This is a genomic window from Bacillus sp. FSL E2-8887 (assembly GCF_038007205.1).
In the GTDB taxonomy this organism is placed as follows: domain Bacteria; phylum Bacillota; class Bacilli; order Bacillales; family Bacillaceae_G; genus Bacillus_A; species Bacillus_A mycoides.
The window spans coordinates 2077546-2102939 of the sequence record NZ_JBBOWS010000001.1 but is presented as its reverse complement, the minus strand read 5'-3'; the positions used below and the strand labels follow the sequence as shown (position 1 = coordinate 2102939).

Here is a 25394-nt window from a genome sequence, read left to right as displayed (position 1 = left end):
TATTTAAAACTCAGTTAATACCGGGAATTTATAACCTTTAAAATCTAATTCTTTATTACTTCGAACCATTAAATACTTACTAGTCTGTAATTCTGTATATTGTACATCATCAATTCCTAATTGATCTGGGTAGAAATAAAATTCAATCTCCGTAAATTCCCCAGAGATTTCCTCACATAATTCATCTAAAATCGGAATTACCGGCGCAAATACTCCAAATAATTTTAGTTTTTGATTTTCTACTGTAAAAACAATCAGCGCATCTAATTTCTCTGAATAATAAAGGTTTTCATTCCATGTTGAATCATACATATTTAAATAAAACGAAGAGCGGTAATTTAACGTTGAAAATTTATTAGAAAGCCTTTGGCCATTTTCAATAATCTCATGTATTAATTGTCTATCCTCTTCATTATAAAAATCTAACTTTTTAAGTTGAGAATCTTTGTAGCCTTTATTTTCGTATGATACTGTCATCAAATATTCTTGCACAATTTGAAAACCAAATGGTTTATATAGTTCCGGATTTTCAGTAAACAAGACCGCATACTCGCATTGCTCATCAATTTCCTCTATCATCTTACTAAACAATTGCTTCATTAATCCTCGTCTACGATAATTCGGATGTGTCATTACTGATTGAATACCCGTTGCATTTATTTTTTCACCATTAATTAAAAGCGGAAGTGAAAATGCCGCAACATTTGCAATCGCATTATCATCTTGTAAAAATGATAATGCTTTATATGTATAATCCCAATACCCTTTCTCTGAAAAATCCTGCAATGTTTGGCTCGTAATCCCAAACACTTCTTCAAATAAAGGAAATAACTGTTCTCTTCTCGGTTCTTCTAATAGAAAGTTTGCCATTTTTTCAACATTGCCCATGTTGTCCCTCCATACGTCGATTCCATTAATTTAGATATACTTATATGACCTACTCTCAAAAAATAGGCCTTTCAAATCAATATAGTATCATAAAACTTTTAAAAATGGTTTAATTTATTTTATGTTTTGATTATTAAAAAACAAGTCGAATAAACTAGTATTAAGATTTTTGAATAATATCATGTTTATTATATAACAAATGGTGCTTCCTACTTATCTTTCCGATAATAGAAATACACCATTTTATGCAAATATAATTCACCTATTCTTTGGTTCCCTCAAGTCGCTCCTTCGTACTAATTTCTTCTCCCTTCACTCGCTTTTCAAACGTCTTTCTCCAACTAGTAGACAGTGCATTTACTTCTAAAATCCTTTTTAATCCTTCAGAGTTTTGTTTTTCTTTATGCATTATGCGATTCGCAAACAAAATTGACACACCTTTTGGATCAAGCTTCAACAATTTTAAAGTATCTACCGGTAATATCCACCCTTCTTTTAATACTCGAAAATAAAAACCTGTGTATCCTGTATCTTGAAAATATAATGGCAACTTTGGAATATTATATTTCTTGGCTAATTTAAAACAAGGTTGTCTTGGCTGCGTTACTTGTACAATAGCTTCTCCGAGTTGAAACGTGTCACCAATACAAACATCTTCTTCACGCATTCCGCTTACTGTTATATTTTCACCGAAAGCCCCATATACAAGTTCCTGATTCAACTCTTTTTCCCAGTAAGGATAGTGGTCACCAGTATAAACACAAACCGCTTTATCTACCCCTCCATGATGAACTAAATCCGCCTGTCCATCTCCATTAAACTTTAAAAATGATAAAAAAACAGGTTCCTTTACTTGCTTTTTATTTATCCCTGTTTGAATTAACTTCCCACCATACATAACCTCTTTTGGCAATCCTAGATTTAAAGATAGGATTTCATATACTTTAGTCATTCAAATCCCTCCTCTTACTTGCGGCACAACTTTTCAAAAGACTCATTTATTATTTCAAATCCTCTATCTATTTCTTCGTTTGAGATAACTAGAGGTGGTAAAAAGCGTAGTACATTATCAAATATCCCCGCTCCAATACTTATAAGCCCATTCTTCCAAAAATCTTCAATTAGCTTTACTGTTAGTTCTTTTGCAGGTTCTTTCGTTATGCGATTCGTTACAAGTTCCATTGCAACCATCGCACCGATTCCACGAACATCACCAATCATTTCGTACTTTAATTGCATTTGATGTAGATGTGACATTATTCTATTTCCAATTTGCTGAGCCCTTTCAACTAGATTTTCTTCTTCCATTATTTCAAATACAGCAAGACCGGCTGCACATGATAACGGACTCCCGGCAAAAGTTCCACCAATTTGTCCTCTCCCAGGAATGTCCATCAACTCCGCACGACCGACAATAGCACTTAATGGTAAACCGCCAGCAATTGATTTTGACAAAGTCATTATGTCAGGTTCTATATGAAAATGTTCCGTTGCAAACCATTTCCCTGTTCGGCCAAATCCAGTTTGCACTTCATCCATTATCATTAAAATACCGTATTGATTACAAATTTCTCGTAATCGTTTTACAAATGAAATGGAAGGAACAATAAACCCACCCTCTCCTTGTACTGGTTCCATTACGATCGCTGCTACTTTTTCAGGTGATACTTCTTCTAAAAACTTTTCAAACTGATAGATGACTTGAGAATCCACTTCTTCAGGAGAAACTCCTTCTTCAGCTCTGTAATAGTACGGATACGGCAATATATGCATGTCTGAAACGAACGGACCAAATCCTGCTTTATATGGAGTTTCTTTGGTCGATAGAGACATTGTCATTAATGTTCTCCCATGAAATCCTCGTTCAAACGAAATTACTTTACTCCTCCCTGTTACTTTACGTGCGATCTTTACAGCATTTTCAATCGCTTCCGCACCACTATTGGCAAACATCGTTTTTTTCTTACTTGTACCTGGCACTTTCTCATTAATTTTCTCCGCTAAAGTAATATAATTTTCATATGGAGTTACATGAAAACAAGGATGTATAAATGATTCTGCTTGTTTTTGTACCGCTCTTACAACTTTCGGATGACAATGTCCAACATTTTGCATACCAATTCCACCAGCAAAATCAATAAACTGATTTCCATCTACATCTGTTATTATCGCTCCCCTTGCTTCTTTTACATATAAAGGCGTTAAATGATATATTCCTGTCGGTACAGCCTCCTCATACCTTTTTTGAAGTACTTGTGAATAACTGCCCGGTAATACACTAGATTTCAACAATTCTTCTTCACCTCATCCAATTTTTTAATCAATCCATTTCTGATAAAGTGATTATATATCCCACAAAACCATTGTTCAATTCAATTATTTATATAATAATGATAGGTATATCCTATGATTAAACTTGAGGTGATTTCAATCGAATTACGACAATTAGAATACTTTTTAGCTGTTTCGAAAGAATTACATTTCACAAAAGCAGCCGAGAAATTAAATATTTCACAACCTTCACTAAGCCAACAAATACGTGCATTAGAACATGAAGTAGGCATGCCACTTTTCGATCGAATTGGTAAAAAAATATCTTTAACTGAAGCAGGAAGAGTTTTATTATCGCACAGTAAAACAATCTTTCACGAAGTCGAACAAGCTCGTTCTGCCATTCAAGATTTAAATGGATTACATCACGGTTCCTTAACAATAGGATCTTTGTTAACCGTAGTAAATTATTTACTACCACCAGCTATATTAGATTTCAATAAGCAATATCCAAATATCGAACTCTCTGTGTTGGGGCTTCGTACAGGAGAAATTCGTGAAAAATTATTACAAAATGAATTAGATATTGGTATTACATTTCTCCCGGTGCAAGATAAAGAGATTGTTTCTATCCCACTATATAAAAGTGAACTTACATTAGTTGTGCCAACCAGCCATTCTTTAACTGAACGTAAGTATGTATCTATTGAAGAATTACAGGACTATCCTTTAATTCTTCTACCTAAAAATTTCTATTTAACAGAACTAATTACATCTCATTGCCAAAACTTTAACTTTAAACCAAAGCCAATTTTAGAAATTAGTACAATGGAATCTTTAATTCAAATGGTCGCACAAGGTATGGGGATTACCGTGTTACCAAAACCGTATATAGACTTTTTGCAAAATGAGCACATACAAGCTATTAAAATTGAAAACCCCACTCCAACAATAGATATAGGACTTATTTATAGAAGAGATAAATATATGTGCGCTGCTACCCGGAAATTTATTGAGCAACTCAAAATAACAGTACATTCTTTACAAAAATAAGCATAAAAAGAGATTATCCTATGCAGCCGTTACACAACGACCTATTAGAATAATCTCTTTTTATAATGATATAAAACATTACATTTTATGGTTTCTTTTCTAATAACCTATTATTCATTATAAGTGCTAAATTATTATCGTATTATTAAGCTACACATCAGCGATACTTTATGTCTATTTCGTATAGGTGTTAGCAAGTCCGTTTGCAAACTTGTTAGCTCATTTTTATAAAAATTATATAATGCTTCACAAAGTAGGAATCCGTTTCGATCAATCTTTTTTCAAAATGGATTCCTTTTTGTCTCTTATCAATATTCAAATGTTACAGTAGTACCATTAAAACCATCAAAACAATTAGAGCAATTAGAGCAATTAGAGCAACCACCACAACCAAAACAACTAAAGCAACCGAAGCAACCAAAACAACGGAATCCACCACAACGACCACCGCCACAACGACCACCACCACCACCACAACGACCACCACCACAGCCGCCACAGCGACGAGCATCATCTGTAATATAGTAATATGGATATTGGTTTTGCTGGTCCCAATACACAATATTTCCAGGCTGATAATCATTAAGGCTTAACGCTTGTAGTTCTTGTTGAAAATTATTCATCTTCATGACCTCCGTTTATAAACTAAAACCCCATCGATACTTTCCTATATTTCTGTTCGTTAAATCTAAGTAGAAATAGCGCTATAAAGTGAAACTTTAATCAGTAGGGGTTTTGTTCATCCCCCACTGATTATTAGCCCGCACCAATCGGGCGTTTACGGGCAGCAGGGCTCCCACCTAACTTCTTTGCTCCAGTTGAATTTTGAGGTGGGAGTTTTACTGCCCACAAATAGCGGGATAAACTAAGTTCAATACGTACACCAACAAAATATGACCTATCACTAGATGATGCACCTTGTTCATATGCCTATTTTTAGGTTATTTTTACTATGGGCTCATTTTTATAAAGTGAAACTTTAATCAGAGGGGGGTTACGGGCAGTTAATGCGGGCTAAATGGACATTATAAAATATGAATTCAAACAATAATATTTAGATTTATGTCATCATTTTCTAGTTCTATAGTCGTATATTCCATAATTTTGTTTGGTCATCTTCGTATTTCCAATATGCACTCCCATCTTTATTTTTCTTCGCTTCAATATCTGCTATATCAGAGCTAATTTTATAAGTATTTATAATTAGTGATTTCTGCTAAGAAAAGTCTATTTTTATGAATGGCAAATCAGCGATGTTTTATGTCTATTCCGCATACGTGTTAGCACTTTCTTATATTTCTTCTATTGCATACACCTTCATAATTTCAATATATTTTCCCTTACCACATGGACATGGTTGCTCTCTTCTATATGATTCTTCCCAGCTCATTTAAACACACCTCTTTAACTACTTAATTTATATTATTATATAAAAAAGCCCTGCCACAAGGCAGAGCGAGTAAGATGGATTACACGTATCATATAACAATTTATATCAGTAACACAAAAGATCATAATTTCATCTTCACTAAAATAAAACCACGTTCATATAATCCCTAAAGCAGTAGCTATCAAACGGATAGCTATTTTTTTATTCTCATAAAAACTATCACGCCTCATCATCAATTCATTATAAACATAGGAATCTTTGACTTTCTTACTCCCAAAATACTTCAATTCAATTATCTGACGTTGATCATTATCAAGAGCATATTTCAATGTCCGTTCAATTTGTTTAAAACGTATCTCATGATTCTTATCGTCACCTTTCATTTTAGGAAAAAGAACGATGCCCCCGCTTGAGCCTGTTCTTCTTGATTTTTCATCCGAACGCACAATGCTTTGTAGTTTTTCAGCTCCTTCACCACAAGTCTTCGCATCTCTTTTTCATCGATGTCTTCAGAAAATGACAATTGATTCATACGATACGGTTCCCCTCCGTTCGACCTACTTACTTATAAAAGGATTATTTTATTAAGTTTTATTTCCACTAAACAATCCAGTCTCTTAAATGTATTAAGATACTGGAAAAAATTCAAATCAGATGCCCGTTATATGGAATGCGAGTCATATTAATAAAATCATATGTCATAATATCTTCTATTCCTATGATTACAACATCCTATTAGTAACTAAGTATTGATTATATGTACTATAAAAATATCTTCATTTTATTTATATATATGATTACATGTAAAACAAGATCATCTTCACTTTATTGACATATACTTTGAAGGAAGAAAATTTTCTGAACATTTCATATTAAACATATACCCATAAATACTTTAAACTCAGTTGCTAATATAAATTATCAAGACATATCTAACATTTAAAATTTTTTAGAGGAGTTATTTATGAGACATAATAATAAGTCAAATTCACCAAATTCGTGTGATAAGTTTCAGCTCCCCTGCTTTATTTCTGTATCCCCTTGTAATCAAAGTAATTGTTGTACACCTGTTTTTTTCTCAAATTCTCAACAACAAGAATTATTGCAAATAATAAACCAATTAAACCAAGCTATCCTTTCTTTCTTCACAACACCAAATCCTACAACTAGACAAATACTCCAACTAGACAAATACTCCAAACAGCATTACAGGCATTAAATGATTTATTAATAGCAGTACAACCAAATACACCAAATAGAAATTTAGTTTTACGAACTATAAACCAATTAATCAATTCTTTACCTACTGCAACTCTCACTCAAATTTCAGCATTATTCCAATTTCTATTCCAAAACTTGTCTTCACTTATTAGTTGTTCAAATATATCGGACCCCTTGTTACAGCAGACATTTAGCTTAATTTTACAAGGAGTCTTGAATAGTTCACTATTAAACATTACTGGAACGACGGGGCCTGAAGGACCTCAAGGCGTGCAAGGCATTCAAGGAACTGAAGGGCCTGCAGGACCTACTGGACCTCAAGGCGTGCAAGGTATTCAAGGGCCTGAAGGACCACCGGGACCTACTGGGCCATCGGGAGATTGTGATTGCCCACCGGGGCCTACTGGGCCGACGGGACCTGGATGTAATTTCCTTGTTTATGCTACAAACGCAGGAGCCATTGATGATCCTGCAGATGATACAGTATCTGTAATTAACACCGGAACAAATACAGTAGTCGATACAATCACTGTAGATAATGCACCTCTTGAAGTAACAGTTTCACCAAATGGGACTCGTGCTTATGTTACTAATATTTTTTCTAATACCGTTTCCGTTATTGATACTGCCACTAATACAGTTATCGCTACCATCCCTGTTGGAAATAATCCAATTGGTGTAGCTGTTTCTCCAAATAACACAACTGTTTATGTTGGAAATCATGGTAATAATACAGTTTCTGTTATTAACGCTGCTACCAACACAGTTGTTGGTACCATTAATGTTGGAATCGCTCCGCAAGGAATTACTGTTTCACCAAATGGGGCCCTTGCGTATGTTGCAAACGAATTAAGTAATACAATTTCTGTTATCGCTACTGCTACCAACACAGTTGTCGGTACCATTAATGTCGGTATTCGACCTAGGATAATCGTCTTCACACTAGATGGGACTCGTGCTTATGTCACAAATCAAAACAGCAATACTGTTTCTGTTATTAACACCGCTACAAATTCCGTTATTGATACAATTAACGTAGGTACCGAACCTGTTGGTATAGCTATTACACCGGATGGAGCTCGTGTTTACGTTGTAAATAAAGTAAGTAATAATGTATCTGTAATAGGTACGTTGACAAACACCGTCATCGATACCATTCCGGTTGCACTATCACCAGACCAAGTGACTATCATACCAGATGGCACTCGTGCCTATGTTACAAACCAAGCTAGTAATACTGTTTCTGTCATCAATACTGCTACAAATACGGTTATTGATACGGTCCCAGTAGGTGTTGCTCCAACTGGTATAGCAACCGGATTTATTTGCGAATAATATAAAAAACAGAGAGACACTAATCATATTCCTCTGTTCTTCCATTAATCCCCATCATATCCGAGCAGTTAGCTTTTGCTAGCTGCTTTTTTTACAAATAATAATTAATTTACCCAAGAGCATTTCAAAATATTTTCGTATGATATGGTGTATTCCTTTCTTTTGAGTGAATGATCTCGTCATGAGAGCACTTTATTAAGTGCTCTTTTCGTGTTTCAAATACATACAAAATAAAATTTTTATATTAATCTTAATTACACATTTAATTGAATATTAATTCATCAGATACGAATCATTTCTTATAAGGGCGCTCTGTACTTGCGCCCTTATATAAATACTCAAATTTATTCCCCCGCATATTTTTATAAATTGTATACAGTTCCATATGGAATTGTTGAAACAGAAATTCCGTATGGTGTAATATGATGCATTGGATAATAATACTCCATAGATAAATAGTACGGTTGTATGCCTTGCTGTATTTGTTGCATTTGTTGCATCTGCTGCTGTGCTTGTAACGCTTGTTGAACAGCTTGAATTGTACTTTGTGCTCCGCTATACGTAATACCCGCGGTACCATACGGACGCATTCTATCTCGGGTATCAAAATATGAATAAAACATTAGTATTCAACTCACTTCCATATAAGTTATTACAAAGTATATTATGAGTATTAATTTCAGTGAGTGTTAAAAACTAGTCAACTAGCTTTTATTCAAATAACGTTTTTGTTCAACTGCCTTTTTTTAATCTCCACGCCTTATCAAAATATAATCTTATATTTCTTTCAACTTATTATGATGCAAGTGTCTACACTAAATTGTTAGACAAGCATAAAATAAATTAAGTCTAATAATAAAGGAAAAATAAATATGCAAAACCGTTACATGCTTACAGTCAAACTCACCTCATTTAACGGGACAACGCTGACTGGTATTACTATAGAAGGTATCACGCTGACAGCGAACGTCACGTTAAGAACAACCTATCATCAAGCAATTCTCAATCGATTTCCCCCTCAGGAACCCAGTTCGTCCCCTAGTCGTGAACTATAACGTAGCCGTCAAATCTGGCAGAAGATCTGCTATCTTGAATGCCGTGACGCAGCTCGCGAGTGCTGGGGTAAGCGCGCAGGTCCGTCTGGATTCCTGTAACAATACCGTGGCATCCTTCCGTCCCGTTCCCTCAATAATATAAGTCAGATACCCGTCACAATAGGATAACGACTGTGACGGGTACGAAGCTGTTCGAGTGAATAGCCCTCAAATTTGTCCCCATCCCATTTCCCTTCACTCCTTGAATATTTTTTCAAAACCAATACATACTATTTTCAAGCCGCCGTATCCACGGCTAATACTTCTTTCTTTTGTTACAGCAGAAGCAGGTAGATTCGTCACTTATCTGCTTTCTCTGTATATTTTTTAAAATATCGAAAAGACTACCTACAAGCTGTTTGAACTAGCAGCTTCACTCTTCTTGTAATGGGAAAGCGATTTATCACAATTAGCTAACTCATTCGACTCACTGGCAGACAACCAAAATTGTTGTCTGCTTTTTGTATGGAATTTTTCATTTTGCATATACTACTTTTGAGCCTGTTTACCAATGCAAGCCATTTTGGTGTTTTGAATTCCGACTAAGCTTTTTTGTTGCATAAATTATTACATCTTTGACAACACTGGTTAAAAGTGCGTTTTCTGGTTATTCGTAGTTCTAGTCCAGAATAATTTTTCTCCTATAAAGGACAGTAGGTACGACTGCTCGTCCTTTTTTACTTATATCGCATACTCTCCCTTTTGACAGCTATGAACCACATTGCCCTCTTCATCGAAGTAAGCAATTTCCCAATAAGAGTGGCAGTTGTACGCTTCTATTTCCCCATCGAACAAAACGAACAAATTAGTTTTCCAGTTTCCAACGATTGTACCCCACTTGCCAGCTACATTTACTCGCATACCCATGTAAGCAAAATGTAGATTTCGGTGGTTCTGCACTTTCTTGAAAGCTTTTTCCGCGTTGTACATCTGCTTGATGTCAAAAACATCTTCGTTCTCGCACTTTACAAACTTCATGAATTCTGTCATTGGCATTTGATATCTCTTTAACTTTAAGGGTATATTCTCATGTCTTACCCAATATGCAAGAAGATGCAGTGAAAACATTCGCGAAGAGTATATTTTGATATGTGTTTGCAAACACATATCAAAATGCTCAAAAGCATTGATTTAAAGGCATCTATAGCACATTGAAATAAAACATTACATATTAAACTCATATAATTTTAGTGCACCTTTTTTGAGATTGGAATATATTTTGTAAAATATGCTCCAACTAGCAATAATACGATTGAAAATAACCAAGTAAAAATACCACCAAAATGAAACCAATATGCAAACAAATTTAAGATTGCAATTAAAAAGCAACAACTAGAAGTTAATGCACTTTTTAATCCTTTTATCCCTGATTTTTTTCTTTTTTGATAAGTTATATACATCGAAACGACTAAAAATAAGATAAGAACAAATGGTAACATGGCTTGTAGCAATATCAACCCCTCCTGTCTATTTCCGACCCCTCCATTTTACCACATTATTCCTTTTGTTCTTTAGGAATCAACTCACTTTTCTCTTCTCTCCAAAAATCAGTATATTCACTATTTTCAAAGTTCACATTCACTTGAGAAAACGGAAGGCTTTCTCCAACTTTCAATGAGTGCCACTCGTTGAAAAGTGGCGATCCGAAGCAAATATTCAATGTACGATCCTGTAAATCAAATAATACAGAATGCAAAGTCCCAAACCATTCTTCATAATTATGCACCGTCACCCCTGCAGGATATTCTTCTTCTACCAATCCTTTTAAAGATTCCATACTCACCTGTTCATTTCGGTTTAAATGCTCATGTAAAATGTGATATCTCTTCGTAGATTGCTCTAGTCTCCTGTTATTTAATTTTTGAATGGATGAACTAACCGCATGATTAGTTGATACGATAAAGCCTTGACTGTCTTCTTTAGTTGTTGTTGATTTAAAACCATCAAAAATCCCTATATGTGCCGCTTTTAAAGGATCAGCTACAATTATATTAATGTTACTTGCAATTGGCATTTCTTCTATTAATATCTTAGCCTCCTGCACATTTTGACATTTCTCCAATAATACCCGAATTACCGCAAAACATTGCAAACCATTTACCATCGGCTTTCTTAAACCATCAATATTCCCTACAGGTTGACCACATGCCGAAAATGTAACAGATAACCCATGCTCGTTAATTCCTTCTGTTCGTCCAAAATATTGAGTAGAAAAGCCACTATGTGCATATGCACCTTCAACATGCGTCGAGCAAAAACGCATATCATCTATTCTCGGTGATAAATCATAATTTCTTAATACATATGTATGCTCTGAATCAGTTTTTCTAGGTAATACTGCACAATGACTACAACCTGCTTTTAATAGTGTTTGATAATAATACATCATATTTCTAGAAGGGATTTTCAATACTTCGCAAAACCCTTCAATTTCTTCATTAATTCCTGGACAATATTGTTTTAGTACTTTTCTAGATTCTGTCCAATGGCTATCTGATATTAAATTTTCTTGCTGCATAAATTGTGGAATGAGATACGGATGATTTTTCACAAACTCCCCTTGCTGTTTTCCAACTTCATAATGACTTCCTTTTAGCGATGAAAAGTACCCCTTTACTTGATACACCATAATCTCCCCCTCACATTGAATATATTCCATATCATACCAAAACACTTTTGTTCATTCTTGATGTTTTTTGCTATTTCCCCCATCACAACCACGGTTTTCCTTTTCAAAAGGCATTATTTACTGTCTAGTTAAAACCTTGTTAAGATTACCGTAAGAATAGACTTTTAATAGGTTGTAAAAATAAGTTCAACATTACAAAACTAGATTTAATAATATCAAATGGATAATACTCTACATTGAAACTTCTTATTTGCGATCAACTATTTATTGAAACGAGCAAACTTGTATTTATAGGATTGCAAATAGCCACATTTTACAATTAATGAATAAATTTTTTACTCATCCATTTTCAGGGCAAAAGGAGTATATATTAATGTGTAATAGCAAACCAATTGATGAATTAACTATTGAGGACCTGAAACAAAACCCAATATGGGAATGGGCAATAGATGAAGCGGAAAATGAAGAGTGCGATGAAACGTGGGTAAAACCAGTGGAAACAATAAATTTTACAGAAGAATTAAACGGTTCAATAGTACTTGGCGAATTAATAATACATAATGATGAGAAATTCCCTATGATGTGTAGTATTGATATTGAAAATAATGAGGTATTAATTAGTTCCATTGTTTTTATAACGAAAAAGAAGATGAGTATATTGCTATAGAAGATGTAATGAAAAAGGTTGAAATGCCTTTATCACTTAATATTAATCTCACAATTAACGGAGAGCCTAGATTTTTAAAATTCTCTGCAGATAAAGTTGATATTTATAAAAACACTATAAAAACTAACTTAAATTAAATTTTAATTGAAGTAAGAGGAAAATACTCATTAAGTAAAAAACAGGAAACCATTATAATTAACGGTTTCCCAAATATCCTTCTATTTTCAATATTTATATAAATCCATACTAAATAATCCCATTTTCCACCAATGTCTCTGCGATTTGAACTGAGTTCCAAGCAGCACCTTTTAATAAATTATCAGAAACGATCCAAAGATGGAATCCTTTTGATGTATCAGGATCTTTACGTATTCTACCTACAAATGTATCTCTTTTACCCTCTGCATATAATGGCGTTGGATAAATTTGTTCACTAGGATTATCTTGTAAAATAACACCTGGTGCATTCAGTAGTACTTCTTTAATTTCTGCAACGGTCGCTTCTTTTTCAAGTTCAATATAAACTGATTCAGAATGCCCCGATACAACTGGAACTCTGACGCAAGTAGCTGCCATTTTCAGATTTGGATCTTCTAAAATTTTCTTCGTCTCTTGAATCATCTTTACTTCTTCGAATGTGAAATCATTGTCTGTAAATATATCCACTTGCGGCAATACATTAAATGCAATTGGATAATGTTTTTTATCTTTTTTCACTGGTAATATAGTGCTCTTCACTTCTTCACCTGTAAGCATTGACTTAGCTTGTTCTTTCAATTCATGAATCGCATGAATTCCTGAGCCTGATACGGCTTGATACGTTGAAACAATAATTCGTTCTAAACCAAATGATTTTCGAATTGGCTGAAGAGCTGTTACCATCTGTAGTGCTGAGCAATTCGGAACTGCAATGATCCTTTTATGTTCCCTTAAAGTATGTGCATTTACTTCTGGAACGACGAGTGGTACATCGTGTGCCATTCGGTATTCACTTGTGTTGTCAATTACGATTGCACCACTAGAAACTGCATGATTTACATATTGTCTAGAAACTTCTCCCCCAGCGCTAAAAAAGGCAATGTCTACACCTTCAAAACTAGTTGATTTTGCCTCTTGTATTTTAATCTCTCGTCCTTTAAATTGTACTATCTTACCAGCAGATCGTTTTGACGAGAGTAATGTAATTTCTTCTATATTAAATTTCGTTACTCTCTCTAACAATGCAATGATTTTTTGCCCTACTGCGCCTGTAGCTCCAACTACAGCTACATGATAGCTCTTTTCACTCATTTTTTCTCCTCCATTTTCAATTGAATGAATTTCTCCACAACTTAATTTTAAAAGAAATTTAATGATTTGAAAAATTGAAATACATGATATAATCATTCACAAATCATGATAATAAAGGAGGTATCACTTATGGAAATGAGACATGTTAAAACATTTTGTGCCATTGTTAAATATGGCAACTTTTCTAAAGCTGCTCATGCATTAGGTTATGTGCAATCTACTGTAACAGCCCATATTAAATCATTAGAGAGCGATTTAAACATTCCTCTATTCGATCGATTAGGAAAAAAAATACTTCTTACAAAAGCAGGTCATCAATTTCATCCGTACGCATTAGAATTACTTACTATTTATGATAAAGCGCAAGAAATCCCTCAAAACAGTGACCATTTAGAAGGAACATTAACTATTACATCTAATGAATCATTGGCAGTGTATCGATTACCACAATTATTAAGTACTTACAAACAGGAGAAACCGATGTTATCTTCATAATTGGAGAAAGTATAGAGCATAATGATTTTATTACGTGTAATTTATGTAATGAAACATTTGGATGGATTTTCCCTGCTCATTTCCCTTCAAACACTGATCCACTCCTTTTATTACAAAATACTCAATTTATATTTACTGAACAAAGCTGCGGCTATAGACCGATGGTAGATCGTTTTTTACGTCAAAGCGGGAATATTCCCGCTAAAACATTCGAAACTTCCAATGTTGAAGTCATTAAACAATCTGTGATGTGTGAGTTAGGAATTTCAATTCTCCCTTACATCGTTGTACAAGAAAGTTGTCAAAAAGAGCAACTCTGTTTTCAGCCCATCGAAACTCCAGCAGTCATTCAAAGCCACGTAATCTATCATAAATCTAGATGGATATCACCAGTTTTACAATCGTTTCTTACATTATTAGAGAGAATAGAATAGAAAAGTAAGCGAGTAATAACAAAAATGAGTAACTGCTCTAAAAAGCAATTACTCATTTTTATTAAAACATTTGTGTTCATAACAATACAGGTGTTTCAAAATCAATATGTATATTATTTATTAGCTTGTACCTCACCTGCAATTAATTTACTACCTGAATATGTACCTTTTTGTATAAAAACTTGATTAATTAATTCTTTTTGCTCCTTTTCTGACATTACTCCTTTCCCTTCTCCTAAATTCCCACTTTGTAATTTCCAAATCTTGTTGTGGTCTACATCAACCTTTTCATATTTTCCTTGTTTCCATCGTTCTAAAATATCCACATATGTACTTTTTTGTGCAACATCATTACTATTTATAATTTCGAGTAAACTTTCAATACGTTCTTGTGTAATAAAAATATAGCCCCATTTTTGATCAGCTTTCGTTTTTTGATGTGCCATTTCATGTAGTGCTGTCTGTATGTTCTCATCTGTCCACTTAAAATTTTTATTAAAACCACTATTCGGTAATGAATGATTGCCATTTTCTAAAAGCTTTGCATCTTCAGCTTTTACATTACTATCAGCTAGCACTTCTACTGCCGGAGCGGCTGGTGATGCCTTTTTCGCAGCTGGTTTACTATTATTCAGATAATACAGCATACCATACGTTACACCTACCCCGATTACCGCCATACCAGCTATAATTCCTATGATTTTAAATAATGTTTTCATCTTGCTTGTTTCCTCCCAAATATCTCTGTTCTTACTACCTCATTATTTCTTATATAAAACAGTTCCTTCATTCAAAATAGTTCATCCCATCCCCTATCATATTATTTATATATATTTCCTTATATTGTATTTCTTTTTTCGTGAAATTGAAAGATTATTCTGTTAAAAAATAAAGATATTCTACAAAATTTCCCTTTATATTTATATGGAAACAAAAAAACAACGAGCGCCTTCTAAAACACTCGTTGTTTTTACTTTATGCACGATTTTCTTTTAACCACTTCGTAATACCATCTAACCTCGAAACATCAAAACGTCTTTCTTCACATACTTTTAAGCTGTTTAAACTTTTCACAATTTCTAATTCATTCGACTTTATACTTTTTGCTTCAATCAATTTACAGTACCCGTCTGTGACGGTATTGAGATTTTCATAATAACGCTGAAATGCTTTAGATATATGTAAATGTTTTTCAAAGTTTCTTCTTTTTTTCGTCCCATCAGACTCTTTCCGTTTTCTAAGCTCTTCATCACTTGTATATAAATAAAAATATTGATCTGGAAAACCAATTTCTCTATTTATCATCTTTTCTTTATAAAAGTTTTCTATTAAAGATAACGGCTGATTAAATATATCAAAATGAAAACACCAATTATAACTAAGTGGCTGATATATATCTCCATCGAGTATTACTAATTCATATTGCTGCGACTTCTGCACTGCTATATTCCAGCGCTCTACTTGTTTTTCAAAATACCATGTTCTATGTTCATTTTTTGGTCTTTCAAATAAAAAATTCACTTCATGCTCCATAATTGTTTTCTAATTCACGGCATGTGCTACTCTTACCAACAGCACTCGCTCCCTCAAACGCTATAATCCCCATAGTTTCTCCCACTTTCATTAACTAAAATCTCGTTGTTTCGCTCTTCTCCCCCATAACTGTCTCCATAAAACGATTGAAGCGATAGAAAGCATTATTGTTGTAATGATACTACCTTCAATACCAAATGAGCCTCCATGAAGGACTTCATTGCCATTTGTTACAGGTTTAAATAGTGGTGTTGAATATATCGTCATGCCACTAACTGCAAAACCATAGACATTATATTGTGCCCAATTCCAAATGGAATGCCATGCACAAATCCCCCAAAGACTACTGTCCTTTAATACGTAAAAAGCTGCAAATACACCAACTAATATTATATTCGATATTGAAAGGATTGTAATACCAGGATTAAGTAAATGCAGAAAACCAAATAAAAAGGACGTCACTATAATCCCAACCCATATACGACTTCTAACAGAAATAACTGGAAATAACCAGCCTCGTACAATAATTTCTTCCGTTGCACCTTGTATTAAAAAAGCAATTAAAGATCCTACAATACCAAATATGGCGGTTGCCGTAATTTGTTGCATTTGTAGTTTTACAATCCCTGTTAATATAAGCACAATTACTGGTATTGAAATGAAGACAAATCCTATTAACGCACCTCTCAAATACTTTCTCATCCATTGCACTTTCCAAAAACCAATGAATGAAAATGACCTTTTCTCTACAAACCTAATCCATAAAAAAATAAAAAATATAGCCCCACCAAACGTTAATATCATCTCAATATTATTATAAATTGCCTTTACAAATGATGTATCCGCTTTCGGTAAAAACAGCATAAACAACATGAAAAATTCACCTAAAGTTAAAAATACAATTGCAAGTATAACAGCGAAAATAGGATGAACTTTTCTTCTTCCTTCTTTTGCTGCTTCAATTATTTTAAATTGTTTATTTAGCAATATTCTATCCTCCTTATTATTGTAATCATCTGTATTCTTAAAATATATATCGTTTCCATTAAACATATTTTTTAAAATAAATGATTTCTGTTTGGAATAAATTCAGATTAGGAATAATATATAAATAAAAGAGATGTCTTCGTGCCTTTTACCAGTATCACCCAATTCATTCACTGATATTACCAGCACTTGCTATTTCCCACCATTTGTTGTAGGATAGTAATTAAGGTCAATTTAGCACTATCTTTTCTTTGCATATTATCAAGTATCAATCAGGAATGTTTTGTACTCCTTATGGATTTTTGATAATATGTGAACTTTTATTTTCAATCGAATAAGGCCGATCATATTGTAATCTTTTTAAATTTTAGGAGGCATTACCATGACATTAACAGGTAAAGTAAAATGGTTTAACAGCGAAAAAGGTTTCGGTTTCATCGAAGTTGCAGACGGTAGCGACGTATTCGTTCACTTCTCAGCTATCACTGGCGACGGCTTCAAATCTCTTGACGAAGGTCAAGAAGTTAGCTTCGAAGTTGAAGACGGTAACCGTGGACCTCAAGCTAAAAACGTTGTAAAGCTATAATTCAATCAATAAAAAGGTTGTTACCAGCTCGGTTAACAACCTTTTTAATATATAACTAAAAATTTTTACATAAAAGGAGTGGTTACATGTATCGCAATCGAAAGAACGATGTAGCAGAAGTACCACCAGAACAAACCCCTGTTTGGGAATGTGAATCAGAGGATTGTTTAGGATGGATGAGAAAGAACTTTTCATTTGAAGAAGAGCCTAAATGCCCTTTATGTAAAAGTAGTATGAAAAGCGGAGAACGTTTATTACCTAAAATAGGTTGATTTTTACAAGCCCCTCTTATTTTAAATAAGAGGGGCTTTTTTATTAATAATGAATATCCTCTACATCTGTTCGTACAATAGAATACATTAATGCATCGTGTTGTTTATTTCCTTGATGAATGTATCCACGTAACAGCCCTTCTTGTTGAAAACCTAATTTAGATAACATATTACACGAAGTTATATTTTCAGGATATGTAATAGCTCCAATTCTAAATAAACCTAAATCTCGAAATCCATAAGTAATAATTTCTCGAGCAGCTTCAGAAGCATAACCATTCCCCCAATAACGAGGATGCAAATCATATCCAATCTCTGAGCGTTTACTCCAAAGTTGTAAATTATTTAATCCAATTGTTCCTACTAAATTATTTGTGTCTTTTAATACAATCCCCCAACGCATTGCCTTTTTCTCAAAGTAATTTTTTGAAAAAGATTCAATCATACGTGAAGCTTGTCCAAACTCAGTAAAAGAATTCATACCGTAATAACACGTTACCTCATCTAATGAGAATATTTCATATATTTTTTGACAATAAGATTGTTCTATTTCAACTAAGCGCAAGCGTTCTGTTTCTAACATAGGAAATACCATAGGATCACTCCTTTCTCTCTACTCATTTATTATAGCAGAAAAAGTATTTATAATTAGGAAAGTCCTTAATGTCCCACAAATCAAATATTTCTAGCGATGTTTATCCTATTAATAATATATAACTTCGTTGTATTTATTAATTCCCCTCTAAAAACCACCCCTAATTTATACCTTCTCATGTTAAAATATAGAAAAACAGTAAATGTTTCTTACGGAGGTGCTTAAACTTTATGTATATTTTCATTGGCTTATCCCTCTTGCTCATTTTACTCATTTTTTTATTCGCAAAAAAATTCACACCAAACTCATTTATGATGACAAGTTTTAAAGGAAATAGCTTTAAGATATTTTCAGTTGGTATATTAATCGCTGCCACACTCTCTCTTTCATACGGAATGTATCACGCAGCAACATATCAACCTAGATATTTAGATATTAAATTGCAAAATCAAAATTTCACTGTTTTTGGTAATGTTGGTGAGTTTGGTTATTTCTCAGAAGAATTACTAAAAAAAGATGCAGAAGTTGAACTGTATTTTGTCTCTTGGGAAACAATACAATTAAATAATCCAGAAATAATAGTAGACTACCCTTCAGGCAAACAGGAAACATGGAAGCCTAATATAACCTTACTTCCTACAAATAAATTAAAAGAAAAACATAGTATTAAAGAACTTTATCGGCTCTCACCGTATTCCTTTGAAGAATCTGGAAAAATAACATTAACTATTAAAGAGAATAAAGCCAATCATAAAAAGATTGTAATTAATGTTAAATAATTACAAATAAAATGTCCCTCCATTATGTTGGAGGGACATTTTATTTACATATGTATTCAATATTATTATTTTGACTGTTCATTCAATGTCGTAATTATTTCATTGGCAGTATTCTTTCCGTTTCCAATACAAGCACCAATTCCTACACCGTAATATGAAGCACCAGCTAAGTATACATTAGGATAAAGCACGGCCAATTTTTCTTGTAATGATTGAACAGCTTGATTATGTTCTAAATGATATTTCGGCATTAAATCTTTCCAATTTGTAACTTCAATTACTTCCGGTTCACCTTTAATTCCGAGGCTCTTTTCAATATCATATAAAGCAACTCGTACTAATTCTTCTTCACTATAACTTTTGATCGTTTCATATACTGGATTAGTGCTCTTATAAAACATTCTTACTAATAGCTTTTGTTTACCAGATGTATGTTTCCACTTCCTGCTTGTCCATGTGCAAGCATCACAATGTAAATCACTGTTTTCCGTTACGATAAAACCTGTGCCGTCAGCCGGTAGTTGTTCATCTAGTATGTCAAAACCTAAGTAAATACTTATAAGCGATGAATTTTTAAATTTATTAAAATGCTCATTTAACTCATTAGACTGTAATAACGTTTGTGCGATATCATGTGGAGCTGCTAAAACGACATAATCAGCTTGTATTGTCTCATGATTTGCAAAAGAAACCTCATACCGATCCCCTTTTTTACTTATCACTGTTGTTACAGCACCTTTATTAATGACAGTCTCCGTCAGCACTTCTTCTAAGCGATTAATAATCGTAGATAGTCCACTTTTAAATGATACAAACTTTTTATTTCCTGCTGACTGAAATTGTTTTTTATTCTCTTCAAAACCTTTAATAATACTTCCATATTTATTTTTATACTCAAGTAAATATGGTAACGTAGATGCCATTGTAAGCTCATTCAATTTACCAGAATATACACCTGACAGCACAGGTGCAATTTGTCTTTCCACTAATTCTTTCCCTAAAAAGCTTTCTAAAAATACAGCAAGTGATGTATCCTTTGTAAACTCCTTATTTTTCGTAATAAAATCTTTTAAAGCAACGATTTTCCCTTTTTTTGAGACTAGCGTACTGCTAAATAATGATTCAACACTCATAGGAATCCCAAATATAGTGTCAGCAGGAATTGGATGTAATATGTTATCAGAGTATATGTAAGAAATACCTGTTTCGTTATATACCATTTCATTTTCTAAATTTAAATCTTTTACAAGCGGCAAAACATGTTCATTACGAGCTACAATAGAATCTGCTCCAGATTCCATAATAAAATCATTTTCTTCCACACTGTGGATTTTACCACCTAAATACTCTTCTTTCTCAATAAGGATTAAATTTAAATCTATATTATAATCCTTCTTTAATTTTTCTAAATAAAACATAGTAGAAAGTCCAGTAATACCTCCACCGATGACAACGACTGTTTTCATATTTGCTGCGCCCCTAACCGATACAATTAATAATTCCTTTATTATTATAACCAAAAATTATCATAGTCGACTAGCAGCTTGCGCATTCTGTAAGAAATTAGACAATATATATGAATATATTTTAGGCTGATCATTATGCACTAAATGACCTGCAAACGGAATAACAGCAATATGTATATTGTTGTTTAATTGTTTAAACGTTGTAGCGGCTGTAACTTCATCTGCTGAATCTCCCCCAACAATACACAGTGTAGGTACTTGAAGATTAGCTACATCACCTGTTTCATGAAATGGGTACCACTCCTTAACTTGCCACGATTTCAGCAACCCTTTCCAATCACTTTTTACATGAATTTGATTCATATAAGTTACAACTTCTTCATTTTCCATCAACTGTTGATGACACTTTACTTCATACTCCTGAGACTCTTCCCAATTATCTCGCTCAATAGGAAAGATACCTGAAAAAGTTAATGTCCTCACTTTATCTGGATATTTTTTTGCAAATAATAAAGCGGCTATCCCCCCTAGTGAAACACCCGCTATATGACAACGATTAATTTGCAAATGTTCTAGTGTATCATTCAAATCATCAGCAGAGCAAAGAAAATAATTATCTAATGTACCTCCTGATTCTCCATGTCCCCTCAAATCAGGACGAATTACTTTATATTGTTTTTCTGTAAAAAATTCTACCTGTTCTTCAAACTCTACTAAACCTGTCATACCACCAGAATGTAAAAGCACAATTGGTTCCCCTTCACCTGAAATATGCGTATGTAGTATCATTTATCCCCCTCCTTTGAAACTGAATATTCTATTTATTGATAGTATATCGAATATATTTCTAAATTACCAAATAAAAAAGAACTATAACATATTCAACTCACGTCATAGTTCTTTCTATTTTAAAAACATAAACCAGTTTATTAATTTGTCAATTTCTTGGCTGAGTGCTATTACTTTTTCATGTTGAAGTCCATAATTTGAGACTAGATTCAATAATTCTTCTTTTTTCAATTCAATTATTTTTTCTAATTTCACTAATTCCATGTCGTCTTTATTCGCTCCAATTTCAAAATATATGTATTTTAGTATAGCCTACTTACATAATAAGTAAAAGTCTCATGCTAATGTAAAATCTTACATATTTGAAAAAACAATATACTACTAACAAAAAAAGAGACTTAAACTAAGCCTATTATTACAGGTCATTATAATTTTCTACCATTTTTTATAAATATGTTAGTTTATGAATGTGTACCATTTACTATTAATTTAAAGTTAGACACTTTTACTCATTAATAATACAACAGAATTTCTCAAATGTTTTATCTTTATATTCTGGAACCCTTGTTAAGTGATCAAAATAACTATATGAAAATTTAAATATGTGTCCAAAATCCCAATTAAATTCGCTGTAGTCTTTAAGCCAGAATGCATTATCTAGCGGAAGTGTATCAACTTTTTTTGCTTTTGTAAGAGGTAAACGATCTACAGGAGAATTCAATATTATTTGGGCATTCGGCATTAAATTGCGACTTTTTCTAAGTACATAAACTAGCTTTAATAGTGGTTTTATTCCTCGTTGAAATAATTCTATATGCCCTAAGTCATATAATATATTAATCGCATGTGAGAAGGTAAGCATATGACCAATTAAATCGTGATGTGATTCTGCCTTATATATAACGTTAAATTCAGATAATTCACTTAAAATAAAATCAGATAATTGCTTCGGGTTTTTAATTTCGCTTTGAATCTCCTCATTATTTATAATTAGTTGCTTTACTTCTTTAGTTGTAAAACCAATCCAAGATCTACCGGGAATTGTTTTTTGAAACGATAATATAAGGTTTGCTATATTATTAATATCTTGCTCACTCCCCCAATGACTTAACTCCTTAATGGCTAGTAAACTTAAAGAAGCGTAAATTACATTATGACCAACCCAATGGAGTTCATCAATCGTTTGTTCCAAAGATTTAATTATCGTTTCTTCAGCACTTTGATAATCGACACCTTGTTTATTATCAATTGTTTCGCCTAACCTTTGCTTATGGAGCATCATTTTCGCTTGAGAATAAATGTTACAGGCAGTTTTTTCATCAATGTTATTGTTTTTCGTAAAAAAATAACTAGCAATGGCAGCTGCTCCGAAATGTGCATGCCAAATATCATTTGTTTCTTTTTTACATTGAGATATAATTGAAAGCCCATCTTTTAATACACTTATATTTTCCATCTCTCTTATCCCCTCTAAACCCTAATAAAAATGGTTTTTTAGCATCTACAAAGTCGGCAAAAAGCCAGGTGAAAACTCTTGAAAAGTTTCCTCCTTTACAGTTATAAATTAAAATTGTCCCTGTCGCTCAACAAGAATTAAATTTGCTTCTAATAATATTTTGAGATGATACTTATTCATCCCTAATGCAGTCTCAATCTTCCACAATTGTGTTTGTTTTGATTATGAAATAAATAACGAACAATCTCTCGTTTTACTCCTGCCAAATCCTTGAAAATTTTCACTCTTTTTTTATCTGAATTATTTGGTTTGATAGTCATGGAACTATCTTATTTTTTTGTCAAATCTCTCATCTTCTTAAACATACAATGTGAAAATCAAATGTGTATGTATTTATAGATAGTTGTTTTATTATACACGCGAATCTTTATGTAATTGATACTTTCTATTATGTTACCACTTAGTATGTATCCTTAAGCTACTTCCTTAGCTTAACGAAGGTGTTAATACAAATAAGATGTGATTCATTTCATCACTCTTATTCAAAAATCTATGTTTCACGTTCGGTGGAATACGCACAACATCTCCTTCTTCTAAAAAATATTCATTCCCTTCCAATTCCACATACACTTCCCCTTTCATTACAACTGCAATTTCTTCCTTATCTTCGTGGGAATAATGACTTTCTGTTGTATTTGCATATCCTTTTAAATCCATCATTAACATTTCAATGCGAGCTTTCATAAAATCTGGTGTTAACACATCATAAACAATATGATCATTATTTTCTCGATATACTTTTTTCCGATCTTTCTTCTTAGAAATAAGTGAGTCTGTATCAATATCATTAATAAAAAGAGTAAACAGCGGTACATTTAATGCTTTCGCTATTAATTCCAATACATTTAAAGAAGGATTGGCATGTCCTCTTTCAATTTGACTAATAAGTGAAGTACTGATTCCTGCATAATCAGCAAATTCACGAATTGTCATATTATTTTTCTTACGATAACTTAAAACAGTTTGACCTAGCCGATAATGAATCATTGTTACAACTTCCTTTCGTCCATCATAATACATCTTTTGTCCCTTTTGTGCTGACATACTAAACAGTGGCAATTAATCCTTCCTTATTTCATCTTAGGCTTATATACTAACTTTTGTACATTATATTATATACAGTTTATTATAATAAACAACCAATCGGAGGGACAAACTTTGAAATCACCTATTCTTTCATATTTCATCTTATTTTTCGGCGTGTTCGCCTTATCTACTTCAGCTATCTTCGTAAAAATAGCCGATGCCCCTGCAGCAATCACTGCTTTTTATCGATTATTGTTTGCTACGGTAATTCTTTTACCGTTTCTAATATTTAATACAAACAATCGAAGCGAACTTCGCTCATTATCAAAAAAGCAATGGGGATTTGGACTCTTATCTGGATTATTTCTAGCAGCTCATTATGTACTATGGTTTGAATCATTACAGTATACTTCCATAGCAAGTTCTACAGTTATCGTAACGTTGCAACCTTTATTTTCAATGGTCGGTGGTTATTTTTTATTTAAGGAACGGTTTACGAAAGGTGCGATTATAGGCTGCCTTATTGCAATTTCAGGAAGTATCGTGATTGGGTGGCAAGATTTTCAAATTAGTGGTGAGGCTTTATACGGCGATATTTTAGCTTTTATTGCTGCTGGCGTCATAACAGCTTACTTTTTCATCAGTCAATATGTTCGTAAAGACCTATCCCTAATACCGTACTCGGTAATTAGTTATGGCAGTAGTTCACTCTTTCTCGGTATATTTGCTTACACACAGCAGTCATCTTTCTTCAATTACACTGCACAAACATGGTGGTCCTTTATAGGTCTTGCATTCATTGCAACGATTTTAGGACAAACAATTTTCAATTGGTTATTAAAATGGATGAGCGCTACTGTTATCTCGATGAGTATTTTAGGAGAGACAATTGGAACTTGTATTTTAGCCTATTTCATTTTAGATGAAACAATTTCTTTACAGCAAGGACTAGGAATTCTACTTATTTTCATTGGATTAGCAATATTTTTATTACAACCGAAACAATTGAATCACAATTTATAAAGTGAAGGCTAATAATCAGTGGGGATTTTATTCATCCCCCACTGATTATTAGCCT

General features: G+C 33.1%; 24 protein-coding genes and 4 pseudogenes. 9 read left to right on the top strand and 19 right to left on the bottom strand.

The genetic code is table 11. The features are described 5' to 3' along the window. Positions 1-3: 3 nt before the first annotated feature. The 3 genes from NSQ08_RS10530 to gabT all read right to left on the bottom strand — a co-directional run bounded on the left by NSQ08_RS10530 (position 4) and on the right by gabT (position 3180). The gene (locus NSQ08_RS10530) at positions 4-888 is read right to left on the bottom strand and encodes a GNAT family N-acetyltransferase (protein ID WP_340774364.1); all 885 of its coding nucleotides are present in this window, start codon (positions 886-888) and stop codon (positions 4-6) included. 262 nt (positions 889-1150) lie between these two features. After that, positions 1151-1840: an MOSC domain-containing protein gene (locus NSQ08_RS10525; protein WP_002168398.1), complete on the bottom strand. Its 690-nt coding sequence runs from the start codon at positions 1838-1840 to the stop codon at positions 1151-1153. A gap of 14 nt (positions 1841-1854) precedes the next feature. Then, the gene (gabT, locus tag NSQ08_RS10520) at positions 1855-3180 is read right to left on the bottom strand and encodes a 4-aminobutyrate--2-oxoglutarate transaminase (protein ID WP_002031963.1); all 1326 of its coding nucleotides are present in this window, start codon (positions 3178-3180) and stop codon (positions 1855-1857) included. Between the two features lie 129 nt (positions 3181-3309). On the opposite strand from gabT, the gene NSQ08_RS10515 reads away from it, so the two are divergent. Continuing rightward, complete coding sequence (locus NSQ08_RS10515) at positions 3310-4212, top strand: LysR family transcriptional regulator (RefSeq protein ID WP_085963395.1); 903 nt, start codon at positions 3310-3312, stop codon at positions 4210-4212. Between the two features lie 308 nt (positions 4213-4520). Here NSQ08_RS10515 and NSQ08_RS10510 read toward each other — a convergent pair whose 3' ends face one another. Together NSQ08_RS10510 and NSQ08_RS10505 are read right to left on the bottom strand one after the other, a co-directional pair. Next, on the bottom strand, positions 4521-4835 hold the full coding sequence (locus NSQ08_RS10510) for a heterocycloanthracin/sonorensin family bacteriocin (protein ID WP_328068366.1): 315 nt from the start codon (positions 4833-4835) through the stop codon (positions 4521-4523). Between the two features lie 1146 nt (positions 4836-5981). After that, positions 5982-6134: a hypothetical protein gene (locus NSQ08_RS10505; RefSeq protein ID WP_002012858.1), complete on the bottom strand. Its 153-nt coding sequence runs from the start codon at positions 6132-6134 to the stop codon at positions 5982-5984. Positions 6135-6566: 432 nt separating this feature from the next. On the opposite strand from NSQ08_RS10505, the pseudogene NSQ08_RS10500 reads away from it, so the two are divergent. Next, positions 6567-8158: pseudogene (locus NSQ08_RS10500) on the top strand (YVTN family beta-propeller repeat protein). Positions 8159-8520: 362 nt separating this feature from the next. Here NSQ08_RS10500 and NSQ08_RS10495 read toward each other — a convergent pair. Then, positions 8521-8781 (bottom strand): DUF3947 family protein, encoded by a 261-nt coding sequence (locus tag NSQ08_RS10495; protein WP_326996779.1) that lies wholly within the window; start codon positions 8779-8781, stop codon positions 8521-8523. A gap of 1152 nt (positions 8782-9933) precedes the next feature. Next, positions 9934-10242, bottom strand: coding sequence for a hypothetical protein (locus NSQ08_RS10490; RefSeq protein ID WP_340774342.1), 309 nt, complete (start codon positions 10240-10242; stop codon positions 9934-9936). 3 nt (positions 10243-10245) lie between these two features. On the opposite strand from NSQ08_RS10490, the pseudogene NSQ08_RS29900 reads away from it, so the two are divergent. Then, positions 10246-10340: pseudogene (locus NSQ08_RS29900) on the top strand (tyrosine-type recombinase/integrase); the annotation flags it as partial. A gap of 99 nt (positions 10341-10439) precedes the next feature. On the opposite strand, the gene NSQ08_RS10480 reads toward NSQ08_RS29900, so the two are convergent. Both NSQ08_RS10480 and NSQ08_RS10475 read right to left on the bottom strand, forming a co-directional pair. Further along, positions 10440-10703, bottom strand: a complete 264-nt coding sequence (locus NSQ08_RS10480) for a hypothetical protein (RefSeq protein ID WP_113768944.1) — start codon at positions 10701-10703, stop codon at positions 10440-10442. Positions 10704-10747: 44 nt separating this feature from the next. Further along, positions 10748-11878: a C45 family peptidase gene (locus tag NSQ08_RS10475; RefSeq protein WP_326996781.1), complete on the bottom strand. Its 1131-nt coding sequence runs from the start codon at positions 11876-11878 to the stop codon at positions 10748-10750. 376 nt (positions 11879-12254) lie between these two features. Between NSQ08_RS10475 and NSQ08_RS10470 the strand changes: the two genes are divergently transcribed. Then, the gene (locus NSQ08_RS10470; protein ID WP_002168401.1) at positions 12255-12548 is read left to right on the top strand and encodes a hypothetical protein; all 294 of its coding nucleotides are present in this window, start codon (positions 12255-12257) and stop codon (positions 12546-12548) included. Positions 12549-12794: 246 nt separating this feature from the next. Here NSQ08_RS10470 and NSQ08_RS10465 read toward each other — a convergent pair whose 3' ends face one another. After that, positions 12795-13838 carry an aspartate-semialdehyde dehydrogenase gene (locus tag NSQ08_RS10465; protein WP_002168402.1) on the bottom strand — a complete coding sequence of 348 codons (1044 nt, stop codon included), beginning with the start codon at positions 13836-13838 and terminating at the stop codon, positions 12795-12797. 129 nt (positions 13839-13967) lie between these two features. Here NSQ08_RS10465 and NSQ08_RS10460 point away from each other — a divergent pair. After that, positions 13968-14767: pseudogene (locus NSQ08_RS10460) on the top strand (LysR family transcriptional regulator). A gap of 113 nt (positions 14768-14880) precedes the next feature. Here NSQ08_RS10460 and NSQ08_RS10455 read toward each other — a convergent pair. The 3 genes and pseudogenes from NSQ08_RS10455 to NSQ08_RS10445 all read right to left on the bottom strand — a co-directional run bounded on the left by NSQ08_RS10455 (position 14881) and on the right by NSQ08_RS10445 (position 17287). Then, positions 14881-15486: a PRK06770 family protein gene (locus tag NSQ08_RS10455; RefSeq protein ID WP_002085644.1), complete on the bottom strand. Its 606-nt coding sequence runs from the start codon at positions 15484-15486 to the stop codon at positions 14881-14883. Positions 15487-15742: 256 nt separating this feature from the next. After that, a pseudogene (locus NSQ08_RS10450) lies at positions 15743-16373 on the bottom strand (chloramphenicol acetyltransferase). A gap of 17 nt (positions 16374-16390) precedes the next feature. Next, a complete protein-coding gene (locus tag NSQ08_RS10445) occupies positions 16391-17287 on the bottom strand; it encodes a CPBP family intramembrane glutamic endopeptidase (RefSeq protein WP_340774326.1) in 897 nt (298 codons plus the stop codon). Between the two features lie 382 nt (positions 17288-17669). On the opposite strand from NSQ08_RS10445, the gene cspD reads away from it, so the two are divergent. Together cspD and NSQ08_RS10435 are read left to right on the top strand one after the other, a co-directional pair. Continuing rightward, positions 17670-17873, top strand: coding sequence for a cold-shock protein CspD (cspD, locus tag NSQ08_RS10440; RefSeq protein WP_002012849.1), 204 nt, complete (start codon positions 17670-17672; stop codon positions 17871-17873). Positions 17874-17959: 86 nt separating this feature from the next. Then, positions 17960-18145: a cold-shock protein gene (locus NSQ08_RS10435; protein ID WP_000286202.1), complete on the top strand. Its 186-nt coding sequence runs from the start codon at positions 17960-17962 to the stop codon at positions 18143-18145. Between the two features lie 43 nt (positions 18146-18188). Here NSQ08_RS10435 and NSQ08_RS10430 read toward each other — a convergent pair whose 3' ends face one another. Then, positions 18189-18740, bottom strand: a complete 552-nt coding sequence (locus NSQ08_RS10430; RefSeq protein WP_002031946.1) for a GNAT family N-acetyltransferase — start codon at positions 18738-18740, stop codon at positions 18189-18191. Between the two features lie 230 nt (positions 18741-18970). Between NSQ08_RS10430 and NSQ08_RS10425 the strand changes: the two genes are divergently transcribed. Further along, positions 18971-19519: a hypothetical protein gene (locus NSQ08_RS10425; RefSeq protein ID WP_340774318.1), complete on the top strand. Its 549-nt coding sequence runs from the start codon at positions 18971-18973 to the stop codon at positions 19517-19519. 65 nt (positions 19520-19584) lie between these two features. Here NSQ08_RS10425 and NSQ08_RS10420 read toward each other — a convergent pair whose 3' ends face one another. The 5 genes from NSQ08_RS10420 to NSQ08_RS10400 all read right to left on the bottom strand — a co-directional run bounded on the left by NSQ08_RS10420 (position 19585) and on the right by NSQ08_RS10400 (position 24334). Beyond that, positions 19585-20985 carry a protoporphyrinogen oxidase gene (locus NSQ08_RS10420; RefSeq protein ID WP_002031950.1) on the bottom strand — a complete coding sequence of 467 codons (1401 nt, stop codon included), beginning with the start codon at positions 20983-20985 and terminating at the stop codon, positions 19585-19587. 60 nt (positions 20986-21045) lie between these two features. Next, positions 21046-21774 carry an alpha/beta fold hydrolase gene (locus NSQ08_RS10415; protein ID WP_328068370.1) on the bottom strand — a complete coding sequence of 243 codons (729 nt, stop codon included), beginning with the start codon at positions 21772-21774 and terminating at the stop codon, positions 21046-21048. Between the two features lie 114 nt (positions 21775-21888). Then, on the bottom strand, positions 21889-22038 hold the full coding sequence (locus NSQ08_RS10410) for an aspartyl-phosphate phosphatase Spo0E family protein (RefSeq protein WP_002012842.1): 150 nt from the start codon (positions 22036-22038) through the stop codon (positions 21889-21891). A 241-nt stretch (positions 22039-22279) separates the two neighbouring features. Continuing rightward, positions 22280-23230: a hypothetical protein gene (locus tag NSQ08_RS10405; protein ID WP_002031955.1), complete on the bottom strand. Its 951-nt coding sequence runs from the start codon at positions 23228-23230 to the stop codon at positions 22280-22282. Positions 23231-23716: 486 nt separating this feature from the next. Then, complete coding sequence (locus NSQ08_RS10400; RefSeq protein ID WP_340780101.1) at positions 23717-24334, bottom strand: helix-turn-helix domain-containing protein; 618 nt, start codon at positions 24332-24334, stop codon at positions 23717-23719. A 114-nt stretch (positions 24335-24448) separates the two neighbouring features. On the opposite strand from NSQ08_RS10400, the gene NSQ08_RS10395 reads away from it, so the two are divergent. Next, positions 24449-25339: a DMT family transporter gene (locus tag NSQ08_RS10395; RefSeq protein WP_002141731.1), complete on the top strand. Its 891-nt coding sequence runs from the start codon at positions 24449-24451 to the stop codon at positions 25337-25339. The last annotated feature ends 55 nt before the right edge of the window (positions 25340-25394 follow it).

What these genes read in the sequence shown, in the direction of transcription:
- NSQ08_RS10435 (WP_000286202.1), top strand. Translation starts at nt 17,960, where the DNA reads ATGTATCGCAATCGAAAGAACGATGTAGCAGAAGTACCACCAGAACAA.
- NSQ08_RS10525 (WP_002168398.1), bottom strand. Translation starts at nt 1,840, where the DNA reads ATGACTAAAGTATATGAAATCCTATCTTTAAATCTAGGATTGCCAAAA.
- NSQ08_RS10490 (WP_340774342.1), bottom strand. Translation starts at nt 10,242, where the DNA reads ATGACAGAATTCATGAAGTTTGTAAAGTGCGAGAACGAAGATGTTTTT.
- NSQ08_RS10425 (WP_340774318.1), top strand. Translation starts at nt 18,971, where the DNA reads ATGTATATTTTCATTGGCTTATCCCTCTTGCTCATTTTACTCATTTTT.
- NSQ08_RS10415 (WP_328068370.1), bottom strand. Translation starts at nt 21,774, where the DNA reads ATGATACTACATACGCATATTTCAGGTGAAGGGGAACCAATTGTGCTT.
- NSQ08_RS10530 (WP_340774364.1), bottom strand. Translation starts at nt 888, where the DNA reads ATGGGCAATGTTGAAAAAATGGCAAACTTTCTATTAGAAGAACCGAGA.
- NSQ08_RS10465 (WP_002168402.1), bottom strand. Translation starts at nt 13,838, where the DNA reads ATGAGTGAAAAGAGCTATCATGTAGCTGTAGTTGGAGCTACAGGCGCA.
- NSQ08_RS10400 (WP_340780101.1), bottom strand. Translation starts at nt 24,334, where the DNA reads ATGTCAGCACAAAAGGGACAAAAGATGTATTATGATGGACGAAAGGAA.
- NSQ08_RS10410 (WP_002012842.1), bottom strand. Translation starts at nt 22,038, where the DNA reads ATGGAATTAGTGAAATTAGAAAAAATAATTGAATTGAAAAAAGAAGAA.
- NSQ08_RS10510 (WP_328068366.1), bottom strand. Translation starts at nt 4,835, where the DNA reads ATGAATAATTTTCAACAAGAACTACAAGCGTTAAGCCTTAATGATTAT.
- NSQ08_RS10505 (WP_002012858.1), bottom strand. Translation starts at nt 6,134, where the DNA reads ATGAATCAATTGTCATTTTCTGAAGACATCGATGAAAAAGAGATGCGA.
- NSQ08_RS10420 (WP_002031950.1), bottom strand. Translation starts at nt 20,985, where the DNA reads ATGAAAACAGTCGTTGTCATCGGTGGAGGTATTACTGGACTTTCTACT.
- cspD (WP_002012849.1), top strand. Translation starts at nt 17,670, where the DNA reads ATGACATTAACAGGTAAAGTAAAATGGTTTAACAGCGAAAAAGGTTTC.
- NSQ08_RS10455 (WP_002085644.1), bottom strand. Translation starts at nt 15,486, where the DNA reads ATGAAAACATTATTTAAAATCATAGGAATTATAGCTGGTATGGCGGTA.
- NSQ08_RS10430 (WP_002031946.1), bottom strand. Translation starts at nt 18,740, where the DNA reads ATGGTATTTCCTATGTTAGAAACAGAACGCTTGCGCTTAGTTGAAATA.
- NSQ08_RS10470 (WP_002168401.1), top strand. Translation starts at nt 12,255, where the DNA reads ATGTGTAATAGCAAACCAATTGATGAATTAACTATTGAGGACCTGAAA.
- NSQ08_RS10495 (WP_326996779.1), bottom strand. Translation starts at nt 8,781, where the DNA reads ATGTTTTATTCATATTTTGATACCCGAGATAGAATGCGTCCGTATGGT.
- NSQ08_RS10405 (WP_002031955.1), bottom strand. Translation starts at nt 23,230, where the DNA reads ATGGAAAATATAAGTGTATTAAAAGATGGGCTTTCAATTATATCTCAA.